The 17,432-nt window shown below is 71.6% G+C and carries 7 protein-coding genes; all 7 read left to right on the plus strand.

The features are described from left to right. Nucleotides 1–10 precede the first annotated feature (10 nt). The 7 genes from IEY30_RS05000 to IEY30_RS05030 all read left to right on the plus strand — a co-directional run bounded on the left by IEY30_RS05000 (nucleotide 11) and on the right by IEY30_RS05030 (nucleotide 17,386). A complete protein-coding gene (locus tag IEY30_RS05000) occupies nucleotides 11–820 on the plus strand; it encodes a hypothetical protein (RefSeq protein ID WP_030197695.1) in 810 nt (269 codons plus the stop codon). Then, on the plus strand, nucleotides 817–7,134 hold the full coding sequence (locus IEY30_RS05005; protein ID WP_043416697.1) for an Ig-like domain-containing protein: 6,318 nt from the start codon (nucleotides 817–819) through the stop codon (nucleotides 7,132–7,134). Before IEY30_RS05000 ends, IEY30_RS05005 begins: the two co-directional genes overlap by 4 nt. 104 nt (nucleotides 7,135–7,238) lie before the next feature. Continuing rightward, nucleotides 7,239–8,231 carry an AAA family ATPase gene (locus tag IEY30_RS05010; protein ID WP_030197699.1) on the plus strand — a complete coding sequence of 331 codons (993 nt, stop codon included), beginning with the start codon at nucleotides 7,239–7,241 and terminating at the stop codon, nucleotides 8,229–8,231. 46 nt (nucleotides 8,232–8,277) lie between these two features. Continuing rightward, nucleotides 8,278–9,747 (plus strand): DUF58 domain-containing protein, encoded by a 1,470-nt coding sequence (locus IEY30_RS05015; protein WP_030197701.1) that lies wholly within the window; start codon nucleotides 8,278–8,280, stop codon nucleotides 9,745–9,747. Further along, nucleotides 9,744–12,440 (plus strand): transglutaminase TgpA family protein, encoded by a 2,697-nt coding sequence (locus IEY30_RS05020; RefSeq protein ID WP_043416698.1) that lies wholly within the window; start codon nucleotides 9,744–9,746, stop codon nucleotides 12,438–12,440. The genes IEY30_RS05015 and IEY30_RS05020 overlap by 4 nt, the downstream gene beginning before the upstream one ends. Then, nucleotides 12,437–16,837, plus strand: a complete 4,401-nt coding sequence (locus IEY30_RS05025) for a type VII secretion EssC family protein (protein WP_030197709.1) — start codon at nucleotides 12,437–12,439, stop codon at nucleotides 16,835–16,837. The genes IEY30_RS05020 and IEY30_RS05025 overlap by 4 nt, the downstream gene beginning before the upstream one ends. Before the next feature lie 273 nt (nucleotides 16,838–17,110). Continuing rightward, on the plus strand, nucleotides 17,111–17,386 hold the full coding sequence (locus IEY30_RS05030; protein WP_081633740.1) for a WXG100 family type VII secretion target: 276 nt from the start codon (nucleotides 17,111–17,113) through the stop codon (nucleotides 17,384–17,386). Nucleotides 17,387–17,432: the final 46 nt, after the last annotated feature.

Here is a 17,432-nt window from a genome sequence, read left to right on the forward strand (position 1 = left end):
GGACCTGATCGTGATCCACAGCAAGGTGACCGTCGTGTTCTGCGGCGAGGAGTACTCCGTGTCACCCGACACCGGGCTGACCATCGGTCGCACCGGCGACGTCGAGGTGGACGACAACCCCTACCTGCACCGCACCTTCCTCGTCGTCTCGTTCGAGAACGGCTTCTGGTGGATCAGCAACACCGGTTCGACCCTGACCGCGACGGTCGCCGACGAGCAGGGCCTCTTCCAGGCCTGGCTCAACCCGGGCGCGAAGATCCCGCTCGCGATGAAGAAGCTCATCGTCTGGTTCACCGCCGGCCCCACCACCTACGACTTCGAGATCCACGTGGCGAGCCCGGCCTTCCGGTCCGTCACGGCCGACCCCGCCGCAGGGTTCGACGACGAGGCCGACGACGAGGTCGGCGCAGCCACCGTCGGGCGCGTGTCGTTCACCCCCGACCAGAAGCTGCTCGTCGTCGCGCTCTGCGAGCCGTTCCTCCTGCGCCGGGAAGCGGGTACGAGCCAGATACCCTCCTCGGCCGCTGCCGCCGACCGCCTCGGCTGGACTCTCACCCGCTTCAACCGCAAGCTCGACAACGTCTGCCAGAAGCTCGCCGACGCCGGCACGCGCGGCCTGCACGGCGGCGTCGGCAAGCTCGCGACCAACCGCAAGGCGCGTCTCGTCGAGCACGCGCTCTCGACCAAGCTCGTCACCGAGGGCGACCTCGCCCTCCTCGACGAGCGGCTCGGCGCCCAGGGCGCCGACACCCACACCAGCACCGCCGATGAGAAGAGGGTCGACGGCCGCAAGGTCGTCGCCGAACAGGGGAACGCATGAGCACCGCCGCCACCAAGCGACGGATAGGGGTCATCTCCACCGTCGTCGTCGCCCTCGTCGCGAGCCTGCTCGTCTGGCTCGCGACCCGCAGCGAGGGTGAGATGGTCCGCAAGGCCGACCTCAACGACGGCGGCATCTGGGTGACCAACTCGGAGCAGTCCCGCTTCGGGCGCATCAACAAGGCCGCGGGCCAGCTCGACGCCGGCGTCTACGCCGACGTGGGTGCCAGCTCGGGGCTCGACATGTTTCAGGACGGCGCGGCCGTCGTCGGCTACACCCGGGCCAGCAACCAGGTCGTCCCGATCAGCCCGTCGGAGGGCACCCTGCGGTCCGAGCAGGCCGTCCTGCTGCCCAAGGCCAGCACGGCCACCGGCAACCGCGTCTTCACGACGCCGCCCCTCGACCTCCGCGGCGGCAGCATCGCGATGATCGACCCCGCCACCGGGGAGCTGCGCGCCCAGCGCGTCGACGAGCGCTCGGGGGTCAGCGGACTGGACGGACTGCAGACCCAGGCCAAGCCGGTCGCCAAGGTGGGCGCCAACGCGGCCGTGGCGGTGGGTGTCGACGGCACCGTCTACGCCCTCTCGGCCGCGAAGGGCACGCTCACCGTCCTGCGGCAGAAGGGCAAGACGGAGTTCGACAAGCCGGTCACGACCGACCTGAAGTTCTCCTCGAAGTCGGCGCAGGTCACGGCCGTCGGCAGCCACTGGGTCGTCTGGGACTCCGGCACCGGCAAGCTCTACTCCGACGCCCTGTCCGAGCCGCAGCAGCTGTCGATCGGCGGCGCCGAGCCCGGCAACCCCGCGTTCGCGGCGCTGCAGCAGCCGGGCCCCGACGCCGCCTCGGTCCTCATCCAGGACGAGTCGCAGCTCGCCCAGGTGTCGCTGACCGGTGACGGCCCGACCACGGGTGGCGTCAAGCTGGGCCAGGGCGCACCCGGCCAGCAGCTGCTCCTCTCGGCACCCGTCCGCCTCGCGAGCTGCATCCACGCAGCGTGGGCCGGGCCGTCCAACGTCTACTACGGCCGTAACTGCGGCTCGCCGACCGACGCCGACACCGTCGACCTCGGCGCGATGAAGAAGGGCGTGCGCACCGACGGCGTCAAGCTGCGCGTCAACCGCGGCCTCATCGTGCTCAACGACCTCGACTCCGGCGACGTCTGGGACATCGACCGCGACAAGGTCAAGATCGACAACTGGAACTCGGTCATCCCGCCGCCGCAGACCGACGACAAGAACAAGAAGAAGGACGAGAACCTCCTCGACGACCAGCAGAACCGGACGCCGCCCAAGGCGCAGCCGGACGTCATGCAGGTGCGACCGGGCCGGACCTCGACCCTCCACGTGCTCGACAACGACTCCGACAGCCAGGGCTCGATCCTCGCGATCTCGCCCGGCGACGTGACACAGCCCGACGTCGCCGGCATCACCGCCGCCCCGTCGGCCGACGGCCAGACGGTCCAGGTGACGGTGCCCGACGAGGTCCGCTCCGAGGGCTTCTCCTTCAGCTACACCGTCAACAACGGGACGACGGCCAAGAACGGCCGTGCCACCGCCAAGGTGACCGTCAAGATCGTCACCGACGACGTCAACTCCGCTCCCAAGCTGCGGGCCGGGCAGGCCCGTCTCGCGCAGTCGTCCTACCCCGTCGTCGCGAACGGCTCGGTGAGGGTCGGCGTCGTCGCCGACTGGCGCGACGCCGAGAACGACCCGATCCAGGTGACGCCGGTCGACGTCGAGACGACGGGCGTCGACGGCTCCGGCGCTCTGACGATCAAGGCCCAGGGCCAGAAGGGCGACCAGATCGCCAAGTACGTCGTCGACGACGGTCGCGGCGGCACCGCCCAGGCCTCGGTCGGCCTCGACGTGCTGAGCGAGGACGACACCAAGCCCGTGCGTCCCCGCACCCAGCCCGACGTCGTGCGCGCCGTCGTCGGCAAGCCGGTCCAGCTCCAGCCGCTCGGCAACGACATCGCCGGCGCCGACCCCACCGACCCCGAGGCGCGCATGCGTCTCGCGCAAGCGGTCCGCGGTCCGGGCCAGCTGCAGCTCGACTCCAACCTCGACACCGGCGTCGTCACCGTGACGGGCCAGACGCCCGGGACCTCTGTCGTGACGTACACCGCCCAGGTGGGTGCTGGCGTCGCCACCGGACGGATCCGCGTCGACATCCTGCCCGACAAGAACAACGACGCCCCGCCGGTCGCGACCCCCGACGCCGCCGTCGTGCGGGGTCAGACGCCGGTCATCGCCGACGTCCTGTCCAACGACTACAGCCCCCGCAGCGACGTCCTCGTCGTCCAGCGCGTCGAGACCTCGCAGGCGTGGCTGCGCGTGTCGATCGTCCAGGGCCGCTGGGTCCGGGTGCAGGCGACGTCCCCGGTGAGCGGCAGCCAGACCCGTCAGGGATCGGTGCGCTACACGATCTCCGACGGCACGAAGACCGCCGTCGGCCAGCTGTCCGTCGTGCAGAAGCCCGAGCCCAAGGACAAGGTGGTGCCGACCGTCGTCGACGACCTCGCCACGGTCCGCGTCGGCGACGCCGTGACGATCCCGGCGCTCGACAACGACTCGATGAGCGAGGGCATCCCGCTCAAGCTCGCGCCGCAGGTCCGCGTGCTCTCCGGCGGTGGCCAGGCCTTCGCGTCGGGCACCGTCGTGCGCTACGTCCCCGAGGTCGGCCCCATGACCGGGCCCAAGACGGCCATCCTCGAGTACACGACCTACCCCGAGGGCCTTCGCTCGCGGGGTCAGACCGGTCGCATCACGGTGACCGTCAACCCGCTGCCCGACTCGGTGAAGTACCCCAACCAGCCGCCGCAGGCGCGCAGCTTCAGTGCCAGCGTCACGGCCGGCGACACCCTGTCGATCACGGTGCCGACGAGCGGGGTCGACCCCGACGGCGACCTGACCTTCGTCAGCGGCATCGTCGGCGGCGACAGCGGCACGGTCGACCTCAAGTTCGGCCGCGTCGTCGGCTTCGGTGCGGCGACCATCCGCTACGAGGCCTACCCGCGCAGCGCCGGCACCGAGGTGATCCGCTACCAGCTGCGCGACCGGTTCGGCGGGACGAGCGACGGCTTCGTGCGCGTCGGTGTCGTCCAGCCGGGTGACCCGCAGCCGCCGGTCGCCGTCGAGGACGACGTCGTGGCCGCTCCCGGCCGCACGGTCCGCGCCGACGTCCTGTCCAACGACCTCATCGCCGCCGGTGACTCGGTCTCGTTCGTCGACCTCTCGACCCTCAACGACGCCGACGTCCTCAAGCAGTTCTCGCGCCAGAAGGACGACTCCTTCAAGGTCGTCGTGCCCGAGGTCGGTCCGGCCAAGGTCCTGACCTACGGCATCACGAACGGCCTGTTCGACCCGTCGAAGTCGACCCTGACCGTCCGCGGGCAGAAGGACTTCAACAACCCGCCGACGGCGGTCGACGACACGGGCTCCGCCAAGCCCGGCGAGACCTCGATCGTCGTCGACGCGCTCGCCAACGACCGCGACCTCGACGGCGACCAGTCCCAGCTGAAGATCGTGAAGTTCTACGGCGACGGCGTGACCCGTGAGGGCCGCAAGCTGCGCATCGCCCTGCGTCCGCAGGCGCGCGTCGTGCCCTACGTCATCGAGGACGCCGACGGCGCCCAGGCGATGGCCCTCATCTACGTCCCGGCCGGCAACAACGGCCAGCCCTACGTCGTGTCGGGCAAGACGGTGAAGATGGGTGCGGACTCGACGGTCAAGGTGCCGCTCGGCGACTACGTCATCGACCCGCGCGGCGGCAAGGTGTCGGTCACCTCGCCCGACACCGTGTCCACCTCGCCCGACGAGAACCTCCAGTCCGCCGTCACGTCCGGGACCGAGCTGACGCTCACCTCGACGAACGGCTACGTCGGCCCGGCCGCGCTCATGCTCGAGGTGACCAACTCGACGGGACCCAGCGACAAGGCCGCGCAGAAGACGTACGTCACGATCCCGGTCCAGATCGGACCCGACGTGCCCGTGCTGCGCTGCCCCGACCACGAGGTCCTCCTCGCGGCCGACGGCCCCTCGCGCACCTTCGACATCCCGCGCCTGTGCCACGCATGGCTGCCCGACGGCCTCGATGCCGGCGCCGCCGCCTACGAGGCGACGTGGGACCCGGCCGCCGACCGCGTCGACCTCTCGCAGGTCGGGCAGGGCGGCCGCCAGGTCATCCTCAAGGCGCAGGCCGCCGCGCAGGCCGGCACGACCGGTGCGGTCGCCATCAAGGCCAAGGGCGGCGCCGACACGTTCAAGATCAAGGTCCGCGTCACGAGCGCGCCCCCGATCGCGACGCTGCGCCCCATCACCGTCGAGGGCCTCATCGCCGGCACGAGCCGCACCGTCAACATCGCCCAGTACCTCGACAGCCCGCTGACCGCGCCCCAGTGCTCGGTGCAGGAGTCGAGCGTCGTCTCGGGCGTGGGGGTCACGGCGTCGGTGAGCGGCTGCCAGCTGACGGTCTCGGCGTCCGACAAGGCCCGCAACGACACGAAGATCTCGCTGCGCGTCCTCGACGCCCCGGGTCGCCCGGCTGCCATCGGACAGGTCACGGTCACGGTCCGCAGCAAGCCGGACCCGACGGACGCCCCGGTGGCCGTCGCCGACCGCATCCTCGGCAGCACCGCCCGCGTCGACTGGCGCCCGCCGGCCTACGACGGCGGTCTGCCGATCTCGCAGTACGAGGTCATCGCCAACGGCGGCGAGGTGCGCCAGATCTGCACGAGCTCGCCGTGCACGATCACCGGCCTGACCAACGGCAAGGACTACTCCTTCACCGTCCGCTCGCAGAACGCGGTCGGCTGGTCCGACGAGAGCCCGCGGAGCAACACGGTCCGCCCCGACACCAAGCCCAAGGCGACGGTCATCACCAACGTCGTGCCGGGTGACCGCAAGCTCACCGTCAACTGGACGATGCCGCCCAACGAGGGCAGCGACGTCACCGACTACCGCGTCCAGTACACCGACATCGGCGCCAGCGCCGGCTCGGGCGGCACGGTGCCGGTCAAGGCGCCGGCACTGACGAAGGTGCTCTCGGGCCTGATCAACGACGACGCGTACAACATCCGCGTCCAGGCCAAGAACGGCGCCGGGTGGGGACCCTTCGGTCCGACGGTCAAGGCGCAGTCGTTCGGCAAGCCGGCCAACGTGCCGGCGCCGGCGCTCTCACCGCGCACCCCGGTGCCCGGCGAGACCAATGCGCAGGTGTCGGTCTCCTGGCCGGCCACCGACCCCAACGGTCCGCCGATCACGCGGTACGACGTCTACCGGCGCACCGGTGGCGGCGCCTGGAACCTCATCGCGACCCGCTCGGGCGGCGAGTCCCGCACGGCGAGCGACACGATCCCCTACGAGGGGCAGAAGGTCGAGTACACCGTCACGGCGACGAACGGCGGCCCGGCGACGTCCGACAAGGCGAACTTCGCGTCCTACGTCGCCAACGGCTACCCCGACACGCCGACCCTGCTCACGGCGTCGACGCCGCGGGCCGACCAGACGATCGACGTCACGTTCCGGGTCGGCAGCGCGCACGCCGCGTCCTACGACCGGATCCACTGGACGACCGACGGCGTCACCGGCTCGTTCCCGTGCTCCGGCGGCAGCTGCCCGTCGGCGGGGACGACGAGGCCGCTGGACACGACGTCGAGGACCATCGCGATCCGGGCCTGCAACTCGGCGGGCTACTGCTCGCCGATGTCCAACGCCATCCGGGTGCACCCGTACGGTCCGACGCAGGGCGTGCCGAACCTGCGCGAGAGCCACGACAACAACAGCATCACGTTCTCGTGGGGCACCGCCGCCAACAACGGCCGCCCGATCACCGGCTACGAGATCGACGGTGACCGCAACCAGACCGTCGACGCCGGCACGCACTCGACGACGTTCGGCGGCCTGGGCTACTCCACGACGCGCAAGATCCGCGTCCGGGCCATCGCCCAGGACTCGGGCCCCGGCCCGTGGACCGCCTACGTGTCCGGCACGACCGACCCGAAGCCGAACCCGAAGGTCGTCAGCGTCTACCACGGCACCCGGTGCGGCACGACGGGCTGCTTCGACCCCTACCAGGGCAAGGAGTGCGGCACGAACTGCTACCACATCGGCTACGAGCTGCAGAACTTCGAGGGAGCCATCAGCTGCTCGGTGAGCGGCTGGTCCCAGCCCGACGACGGCACCGCCGGCACGCACCGGCCGACGAACGGCGGCAACAACTCCGGCAAGTTCCTCGGCTATCCGGACCAAGGGGTGACCGTGACCTGCACCGGCGCGAACGGCCGGGACTCGGCGACCAAGAACCCATGGCAATGACGCCGCGGACCCGGCGCACGCCGCGCACCCCGCGGCGCCACCCCGACCCGGCCCACACGGCATACCCCCACTTCGATGAAACACCTGACAGGAGAACGACACTCATGACGGCCACGCCCACCACCGGTCGCATCACCCAGGAGCAGGTCACCTGGTTCGCGCACACCTTCGACCAGCTCGTCGGCAACATCGAGAAGGCCGTCCTCGGCAAGCAGCACGTGACGCGCCTCGCGCTGACCTGCCTGCTCTCCGAGGGCCACATGCTCCTCGAGGACTTCCCGGGCACCGGCAAGACCCAGCTGGCGCGCGCCCTGAGCGCGACGGTGCAGGGCACGCACAGCCGCATCCAGTTCACGCCCGACCTGCTCCCGAGCGACGTCACCGGCGTGACGATCTACGAGCCGACGAAGCAGAGCTTCGAGTTCCACCCCGGCCCGATCTTCGCGACCATCGTGCTGGCCGACGAGATCAACCGCGCCTCTCCGAAGACGCAGTCGGCGCTGCTCGAGGTCATGGAGGAGGGCCGCGTCACCATCGACGGCAAGCCGCACTCGGTCGGCGAGCCGTTCATGGTCATCGCGACGCAGAACCCCATCGAGCAGGCCGGAACGTACCGCCTGCCCGAGGCGCAGCTCGACCGCTTCCTCATGAAGGCGAGTGTGGGCTACCCCGACCACGAGGCCACCATCGCCGTGCTCGCCGACGCCAAGACGCGTGACCGCGCCAAGACCCTCAGCCCGCTCATCGCGAGCAACGTCATCGTCGAGATGAGCAAGCTCGCCGACGAGGTGCACGTCGACCCGGCGATCCTCGGCTACGTCAGCCGCATCGCCGAGGAGTCGCGCCGCCACCCGAGCCTCAAGCTCGGCCTGTCGGTCCGTGGCTGCCTCGCGTACGTGCGCTGCGCCAAGACGTGGGCGGCCAGCCAGGGTCGCACCTACGTCGTCCCGGACGACATCAAGGTGCTCGCCGAGCCGGTGCTGAGCCACCGCCTCCTGCTCGGTGCGGAGGCGCAGTTCGCCGGCACGACGGTCGAGCAGTGCATCGACCAGATCCTCGGCGACATCGCTCCGCCGGCCGAGCGCGCCTCGGCCTGAGCGCGCCGGACCGCAGCAGGATCGCAGAAGCAAGCAAGGGGACCGCATGACCCAGCAGGACCAGGGGGCCGCACCGTCGCGTCGCGGCGGCCGCTTCCGTATGCCGTCACGCAAGGGCGCGTCGGCCGGTGCCGTCGCGCCCGTGGCGGAGGCACCCGCCGGCGCGACCGGTGGGCGTGCGCGGGCCGTCAGCGGCACGACGAGCCGCGGCATCCGCCAGATCACCCAGCCGATCACCCGCTCGATCGAGCAGGTGGCGGGCCAGACCGAGGGCGTGTGGCGCCCGGTCGCCGGGATCCTGCGCTGGATCTCGCCGCTCGGCTGGACGATCCTCGCTCTCGGTGTCGTCTGCTGGGTCGTCGGCGCGCGCTGGGGCTGGACCGAGCTGCTCATGGTGGCCGCGGCCGCCCTCGTGCTCTTCCTCGTCTGCTTCGTGCTCGCCCTCGGCCGCACCAAGGTCCGCATCCTCGCCGAGGTCGACCCGCGTCGTGTCGTCGTCGGTGAGCCCGCGACGGGTCGGATCCTCGTGACCAACGAGGCGCGCACCCCGATGCTGCCGATCCTCGTCGAGCTGCCCGTCGGCCTGTCGGCGGCGCGGTTCGTCCTGCCGGCGCTGACCCCGGGCAACGCCCACGAGGAGCTCTTCGTCGTCCCGACCTCGCGCCGAGGCGTCATCCAGGTCGGCCCGGCGACGACGGTCCAGGGCGACCCGCTGGGCCTCATGCGCCGCACCCTGACGTGGACCGAGCGCACCGAGCTCTTCGTCCACCCGCGCACCGTCGCCCTCGAGTCGCTCGGCGCCGGCCTGCTGCGCGACCTCGAGGGGAGCACGACCGAGGACGTCTCGATGAGCGACCTCGCCTTCCACGCGCTGCGCGAGTACCAGCCGGGCGACGACCGCCGCTACATCCACTGGCGCAGCTCGGCCAAGGCCGGCCGTCTGCTCGTGCGCCAGTTCCTCGACACGCGGCGCTCGCACGTGACCGTCATCGTCGACCCCGACCCGGAGCAGTACCGCTCGGGCCACGGCAAGACCGGCCGGACCGACCGCGACGTCGAGCGCGACGTCATGGCGGCCAACGCCCCGACGGCCATCCAGGCCGACGTCGAGACGGCGATCTCGGTCGGCTCCTCGATCATGGTCCGCGTCATGCTCGACGAGCAGGACTGCACCATGGTCTGCGGCGACCAGAAGGTGAGCCGCGCGGTGCCGCAGGTCGGGCTCGACGCGATGTCGCGCGTCGACCCGGGACCGGTCGACCTCTTCGCGGTGAGCCTCGACGCCACCGACCTCGCCCCCGACACCTCGACCGTCTTCTTCGTCACCGGCCCGCACCGCCCGTTCATCGAGCTGCAGCGCGCGGCAGGACAGTTCCCGCCCGAGGTGACGCGCGTCATCATCGTCGTCGACCCGCTCGCCGACCACGGCCTGCGCCGCGGCGGTGGCCTGACGATCCTCACCCTGAGCGCCCTCGAGGACCTCCGTCCCCTCCTGTTCACCGGAGTCGCACGATGAGCCAGACCGGTATCTCCGCCCCGCCGCCGAGCGCGCTCGTGCAGCCCCCGAGCGCGCGCGAACGCCTCGGCACCCAGCTGGCCAAGCTGCGCCCGACGGTGCCGCAGCTCGTCGACGCCGGCTTCACCGTCGTGCTCGTCGGGATCGCCCTCGTCGGCTTCCGCACGACCTTCTTCGGCCTCGGTTGGCTGTGGGTCGGTCTGGCGGGTCTGCTCGTCGGCCTGCTCGTCAGCCACGTCGGCGCCGCCTTCCGCGCCCTCGGCGTCGTGACCCTGCTCGGCGCCGCGGCGGCCTACCTGCTCCTCGGCGGTCCCATCGCCGTGCGCGAGGACCTCATCGCGGGGTTCCTGCCCTCGGGCTCGACCTTCTCGACTCTCGTGCACATGGCGGTCCCCGGCTGGAAGGAGCTGCTGACGGCGCTGCCGCCGGTCGACTCCGAGGGCCCGTACATGGCGCTGCCGTTCCTCTTCGGTCTCGTCGGGGCCGCGCTGACCTACGGCGTGGCCCGTCGCTGGCCCGGCGCGGTGCTCGCCCTCGTCTCGCCGGTCGCGCTGCTCGTCGCCTCCATCGTGCTCGGCACGCAGACGCCGGCGGCCGTCCTCGTCCAGGGCGCGGTGTTCGCGCTCGTGGCCATCGGCTGGACCGCGCTGCGCAGCAACCGCAACCGACCGGCCCTGCAGAACGGTGCCGGCCGCACGACCCGCGCGGTCACGACCGCGGGCCTGCTCGCCGTCGCGACCGTCGGCGGCTTCTTCGTCGGGCCGATGCTGCCGGGCGCCGACCAGAGCCGCACGGTCCTGCGTCCTTCGCTCGTGCCGCCGTTCGACGTCAGCCGCTACGCCTCGCCGCTCGCCGGCTTCCGCCAGTACACCGAGCCCAACAGCGCGAAGCAGTTCGACAAGACGCTCCTCACCGTCAAGGGCCTGCCGGCGAACGTGCCGCTCCGGTTCGCGGCGCTCGACTCCTACGACGGGTTCGTCTGGGGCGCGGGCAACTTCGCCAACCTCGGCGACGGCCCCGACCCGCAGGGCACGAGCTTCCGCAAGGTCGGCACCCACATCGCCGCGGAGGGTCCGGGGCGGGAGGTCACGGCCACCGTGTCGGTCCCCGCGGGCGGCTACAGCGACGTGTGGCTGCCGACCTTCGGCACGGTCACCGGACTCGACTTCGGCGGCAGCCGCAGCGACCAGCTCTCCGACGACCTGCGCTTCAACGTCGACACCAACACCGGCGTGCTCCCCGAGAAGCTCGCCACGGGCGACCAGTACACCGTGACGGCCTACGTCCAGGACCCGCCGAAGGAGCTGCCGAAGTCGCTCGACGTCGCCGACGGCTCGACGGTCGACGTGTCGGCCCTGTCGTTCCTCGACGACAAGGTGACGCCGTGGACCGACCGCGTCGACGGGCAGTGGGAGAAGGTCGCGGCCGTGGCCAAGGCCCTCCAGGACGGCGCTTACACCGACGGCGGCACGCCCGGCGACTACCAGAACGTCTTCCTGCCGGGCCACAGCCTGCTGCGCATGAGCCAGTTCATGAAGTCGACGCAGCTGGCCGGCAACGACGAGCAGTACGCCGCGGCCTACGCGCTCGTCGCCAACCGGCTCGGTGTCCCGGCGCGCGTCGTCCTTGGTGCCGTCCCCGAGGCCGGTGGCGTCGTCAAGGGCAAGGACGTCCGGGCGTGGGTCGAGGTCAAGCTCGCCGACGACACGTGGATGCCCATCCTCGCCACGCAGTTCGTCCCGGACCGCAACAAGAAGCCGCAGCAGCTCATCCGCAAGTCGGAGGAGAAGAAGACCGGCGCCCAGGTGCCGCCGCCGGCGGCCAACAACCCGCCGAGCGTGCTGCAGGGCCCCGACCAGGCGCAGAACGCGACGCAGCTGCGCAACCCGCCGAAGGACGACAACCCGCTCAACCCCGACAACTGGCCGGACTGGCTGCGCTGGCTCATCTTCTACGTGCTCGTGCCGCTGGCCGTCCTGCTCCTCGTCTACGGCGCGATCCGCGGAGCCAAGTGGCTTCGTCGCCGGCGTCGGCGCACGACCGGTGGCATGGCCACGCGGGTCACGGGTGGCTGGCGCGAGATCATCGACACCGCGCGCGACCTGCGGATGCCCGTGCCCGCCAAGGGGACCCGCATCGAGCAGGCCCGGGCGCTCGAGCTGCACGTCGACGGTCCGCCGCCGCCGAAGCCCAGCGTCGTCGTCGACGGCGCCCTCATGGGTGCCCCCAGGTCGAGTGCTCACTTTCCCCCCGACCCGGCAACGGCCACCCCATCCCCTGACGGGGGGAAGGTGAGCACTCGACCTCTGGCGCTCGTGCCGGTCGCGGCCGCCGCCAACGGGCACGTCTTCGACGTCGACGAGCCGACCTCGGAGGAGGTCGACGCGTTCTGGGCCGACGTCGAGACTGCCCGCAAGCGGATCCGGGGCGAGCAGTCGTTCTGGCAGAAGCTGCGCGGCGACGTGTCGCTGCGCACCTTCCGCGACCACCTGCCCACCGGGTCGGGTCTCGGGCCGGCGCTGGCGCGCACCTCCCGCCGCCAGGGCAAGGCGGAGCCGGCCCGTCGGGGCCGGGCCGCCACCACCAAGGCCGGCGTCGGCACGTCCGCGCCGGGTGACACGAGGGCGAGCCGGCGCGCCGGCGCAGGCCGCAGCAGCTCCGGCACGGGTGTCGGCAAGAAGGGTGACGCGTGAAGCTGAAGTTCGTCCTCCGGTCCGGCGACCGTGAGACCGACCTCGTCGCGACGACGGACTCCGCCACCACGGTCGGGGACCTCGCCGCCTACCTCGCCGCGGCTGACCCGCACCGCTCGAGCGTGCTCGGCGTCGACGCACCGATGACGCTCGCCCTCGTCGACCAGGACATGCGGGGCCTCGACCCGCGCGCCACGGTCGCCGAGAGCGGGCTCCAGTCCGGCATGCGGGTCTCCACGACGCGCGCCGGCGAGGGCTTCGTCGACCGCGGTCGACCCGCGGCCGTCGCCTACATCCGCTCGGGACCCGACGCGGGGCGCGAGTTCCCGCTCGCCCGCGGCACGGCATACGTCGGCCGCGGACGCGGCTGCGAGGTGCAGCTGTCCGACGAGTCGGTCTCGCGCAAGCACGCCAAGCTCGTCATCCAGGAGGTCGTCGAGGTCGTCGACCTCGGCTCGGCCAACGGCATCACCGCGGGCGGGCAGCAGGTCACGCGCGCGCACCTCAAGAGCGGCGACGTCGTGCGCGTCGGCGACAGCGAGCTCGAGGTGCACCTGCAGGGCGACGGCGTCGTCAGCCGACCCGGCAGCGGCGTCCTCTCGGGTGACGCGGGCACGGTCGCCTTCTCGCGCTCGCCGCGGGTGGCGCCGCTCTTCTCGGGCCAGGAGTTCCAGGTCCCCGACCTGCCCGAGCGCGCCAAGCTCAACCCGATGCCGCTCGTCGCGATGATCGTGCCGCTGCTCATGGGCATCGTCATGTACCTCATCACCCGCAGCGCCTTCTCGATCATCTTCATGCTGATGATGCCGATGATGATGGCCGGCACGTACTACGAGGCCCGTCGCCAGCAGAAGAAGGAGTTCGCGCAGGCGATGCAGGACTTCCGCGAGGACCTCGAGCTGCTCTCGCAGCGCATCCGCGGGTCGCTCGAGGTCGAGGGGCGGACCCGGCGCGGCGAGCACCCGAGCGGCGTCGACTGCCTCACCGCCGTCCGTGACCGCAGCGCCCTGCTCTGGACCCGCCGCCGCGACGGCCACGGCTACGGCGAGCTCCGGCTCGGCCTCGGCACCCGCCCGTCCCGCTCCGCGATCAAGATGCCGGCCGTCGGCCGCTCCAAGGCCGAGGCGTGGCTCGCGGTCTCCGAGGAGCTGAGCGGTCTCGAGGTCGTCCACGACGTCCCGGTCGTCGCCACGCCGCTGACCGACGGCGCCGTCGGCATCGCCGGCCAGCGTGCCGCCGCCCTGGGCGCGGCCCGCTCCTTCGTGCTCCAGACCGCGTCGCTGCACTCGCCGGCCGAGCTCGCCGTCTGCTCCTTCGCCTCGGGCAGCTCCGCCCGCGACTGGGACTTCCTCAAGTGGCTCCCGCACACGACCTCGCCGCACAGCCCGATCGGGGTCGACCACCTCGCCGCCAGCGCCCCCGGGTGCTCGGCGCTCGCGGACGCGCTCGAGGACATCGTCGAGGCCAAGGGCACCGGCAAGGAGCAGGAGCAGGCCGTCGCCGAGCGGCCCACGGTCCTCGTGCTCGTCGAGAGCGACGCCCCCATCGACCGCAGCCGCCTCGTCGCGATCGCCGAGCGCGGCCACCGGCACGGCATCGTCGTCCTCTGGGTCGCCGAGACGCAGCAGCTGCTCCCGGCCGCGTGCCAGACCTTCCTCGTCGTGGCCGACGACCAGAGCTCGCTCGCCGGCTACGTCCACGCCGGCGAGGAGGTGCAGCCCGTCGCCGTCGACGCCATCTCCTACGACGAGGCGATGGCCTGCGCCCGCCAGCTCGCGCCCGTCGTCGACGCCGGTGTGCCCGTCGACGACGCCAGCGACCTGCCCCGCGCCGTCTCGCTGCTCACGCTCGCCGGCACCGACCTCGCCAGCTCCGAGCAGGCGGTCATCGAGAAGTGGGGCGAGTCGCGCTCCATTCTCACCGGTCCGTACGCGCCGGCGGTCCTGCCGCGCAAACCCGGCAACCTGCGCGCCATCGTCGGCCAGTCGAGCCAGGGCACCTTCTCGGTCGACATCCGCAGCGACGGCCCGCACGCGCTCGTCGGCGGCACGACCGGCGCCGGCAAGTCCGAGCTGCTCCAGGCCTGGATCCTCGGCATGGCCGCGGCCCACTCGCCGCAGCGCGTCACCTTCCTGCTCGTCGACTACAAGGGTGGCTCGGCCTTCCGCGACTGCGTCAAGCTGCCGCACACCGTCGGCCTCGTCACCGACCTCTCGCCCCACCTCGTGCGCCGTGCGCTCGCCTCGCTCGCGGCCGAGCTGCACTACCGCGAGCACCTGCTCGCGCGGCACAAGGCCAAGGACCTGCTCGAGCTCGAGCGCCGCGGTGAGGTGGAGGCCCCGCCCTCGCTCATCCTCGTCGTCGACGAGTTCGCCGCGCTCGTGCAGGAGGTGCCGGAGTTCGTCGACGGCGTCGTCAACGTCGCCCAGCGCGGACGGTCCCTCGGGCTGCACCTCATCCTCGCGACGCAGCGTCCCGCCGGCGTCATCAAGGACAACCTCCGCGCCAACACCAACCTCCGCATGGCGCTGCGCATGGCCGACGAGAACGACTCCGAGGACGTCCTCGGCTCCAAGGAGGCCGCGTTCTTCGACCCCGCCCTCCCGGGTCGTGCCGTCTCCAAGACGGGTCCCGGCCGGCTCGTGCCCTTCCAGACGGGGTATGCCGGTGGGTGGACCTCCGACGTCCCGCCGCCTCCCGACATGAAGGTCGAGACGCTCACCTTCGGGCGCGGCACCGAGTGGGAGCCCCCGCGCGTCGAGGGCGCCGACGACTCCGCCGACCTCGGCCCGACCGACATCCAGCGCCTCGTGTCGACGCTGGGACGCGCGGCGCGCGTGGCCGAGCTGCCCAAGCCGCGCAAGCCGTGGCTGCCCGACATGCGCGCGGTCTACGACCTCGCGACCCTGCCGACGCAGCGCCGCGACGACGAGCTCGTCTTCGGCATCGCCGACGACCCCGACAACCAGGCCCAGCCGGAGATCGCCTTCCGCCCCGACAAGGAGGGCAACATCGCGATCTACGGCACGTCCGGCTCGGGCAAGTCCGTCTTCCTGCGCTCGATGGCGGTCGCGGCCGGCTACACGGTGCGCGGCGGGCCCTGCCACGTCTACGGCCTCGACTTCGGCAACCGCGGTCTCGCGATGCTCGAGGCGCTGCCGCACGTCGGCTCGATCATCCCCGGCGGTGACCACGAGCGCGTCGTCCGGCTCATCCGCACCCTGAGGGCCACGATCGACGAGCGCGCCTCGCGCTACTCGGCCGTCAGTGCCGCGACGATCACCGACTACCGCCGCCTCGCCGGCCACCCCGACGAGCCGCGCATCATCGTGCTCATCGACAACATGACGGCCTTCCGCCAGGCCTACGAGGTGGGCGGCCGCTTCCAGTGGCTCGACGCGCTCGCCGGTCTCGCCGCCGACGGCCGTCCCGTCGGGGTCCACTTCATCATCGCGTCCGACCAGCGCACCGGCCTGCCGACCAACCTCGCGGCCGCTGTCCAGGGCCGGATCATCCTGCGCATGAGCAACGTCGACGACTACTCCGTCTTCGGCGTCCCCGGCGACGTGCTGACGATGGCCTCGCCCCCCGGACGTGGCCTGATGTCCGGGTCCGAGGTGCAGGTCGCGGTGCTCGGCGGCTCGTCCGACGTCACGGTCCAGGCCGCCGCCATCGAGGCCTTCGCCGACGCGACGCGCAAGGCCGGCGTCAGCCAGGCGCCGCCGATCGAGAGCCTCGCCGAGGTCATCCCCCTCGGCGACCTCCCGTCGGAGTTCCACGGCCGCCCCGTCGTCGGCGTCGCCTCCTCGAGCCTCGAGCCGCACGGCTTCGACCCGAAGGGCACGTTCATCATCACGGGCCCGTCGGGGTCCGGCCGGACGACGGCGGTCGCCGCCACGGCCGCCGGCCTCTTCCGGTTCAGCTCGGCGTCGGCGCTCTACCTCATGACGCCGCGACGCAGCTCCGAGCTGCTCGACCTCGGCATCTGGGCCGAGACGGCCGTCGGCAGCGGTCCCACGTCGGCACTGGCGAGCCGGCTCGCGGCCGAGATCGAGGAGGGGCGCGTCACGAGGCCGATCGCGGTCTTCGTCGAGCGCATCGACGACCTCGCCCCGTCCGGCGCCGAGAACGCCCTGACCACCCTGGCCAAGGCCTGCGTCGACAACGACCAGCTCGTCGTCGCCGAGGGCGAGGCCGCCTTCTTCAGCAGCAACTTCGGGCTCCAGGCGCTGCTCAAGACCTCACGCTCGGGGCTGGCCCTGCACCCGGACGGCAACGAGGGGCTCTCGGTCTTCAAGGCCAACCTGCCCGCGCTCAACCGCGCGGAGCTCCCCCCGGGCCGTGGCTTCCTCATCGAGAAGGGCAAGTTCGAGCTCGTCCAGGTGGCCCTGCCGTGACGTCTGAGAGTGCGCGAAAAGCGTTGGGTCACAAGGGAGCCCGAGGGTGCACGCGGCATACGCCAGCGGTGCCCGCAAGGGTGGGGAGGTCATGGGGAGTGCTCCCCATCGACACCCCCCGAGGGCTGACATAGGTTTCTGCATGTCGACGAAAGCCGCTCTTCGGACGAAGGGTGCGGACGTCGAGAAGTTTCGCATGGCGCGGGCCTGAACGGTTGGTCCGGAAGAGAACTTCCCGAATCAGTCGGGGGAACACAGGCAAAGGAGAAGGTCATGGCTTGGCTCGGTATGAACGACGATGAGGTCAACGCCCAGGGCAACGTCCTGCAGCAGCAGGCGGAGGCCATCCAGAAGCTCATCACGAAGGTCGACCAGGAGGTCGAGTCCCTGAAGCAGAACTGGCAGGGTGACGACTCCAAGCAGTTCGAGCAGGAGTGGACCGGCACGCACCGTCCCGAGCTCCAGAAGGCCCAGAAGCTGCTCACCGAGATGAAGTCGACGATCGACCACGAGGTCCAGCAGCAGCGCAGCACCTCGTCGCAGTACTGATCGACCTCAGCTCACACATCGACCTACACACGCTTCACTTCTGAAG

The sequence above is a fragment of the Terrabacter tumescens genome, from assembly GCF_014646815.1.
Classification (GTDB): domain Bacteria; phylum Actinomycetota; class Actinomycetes; order Actinomycetales; family Dermatophilaceae; genus Terrabacter; species Terrabacter tumescens.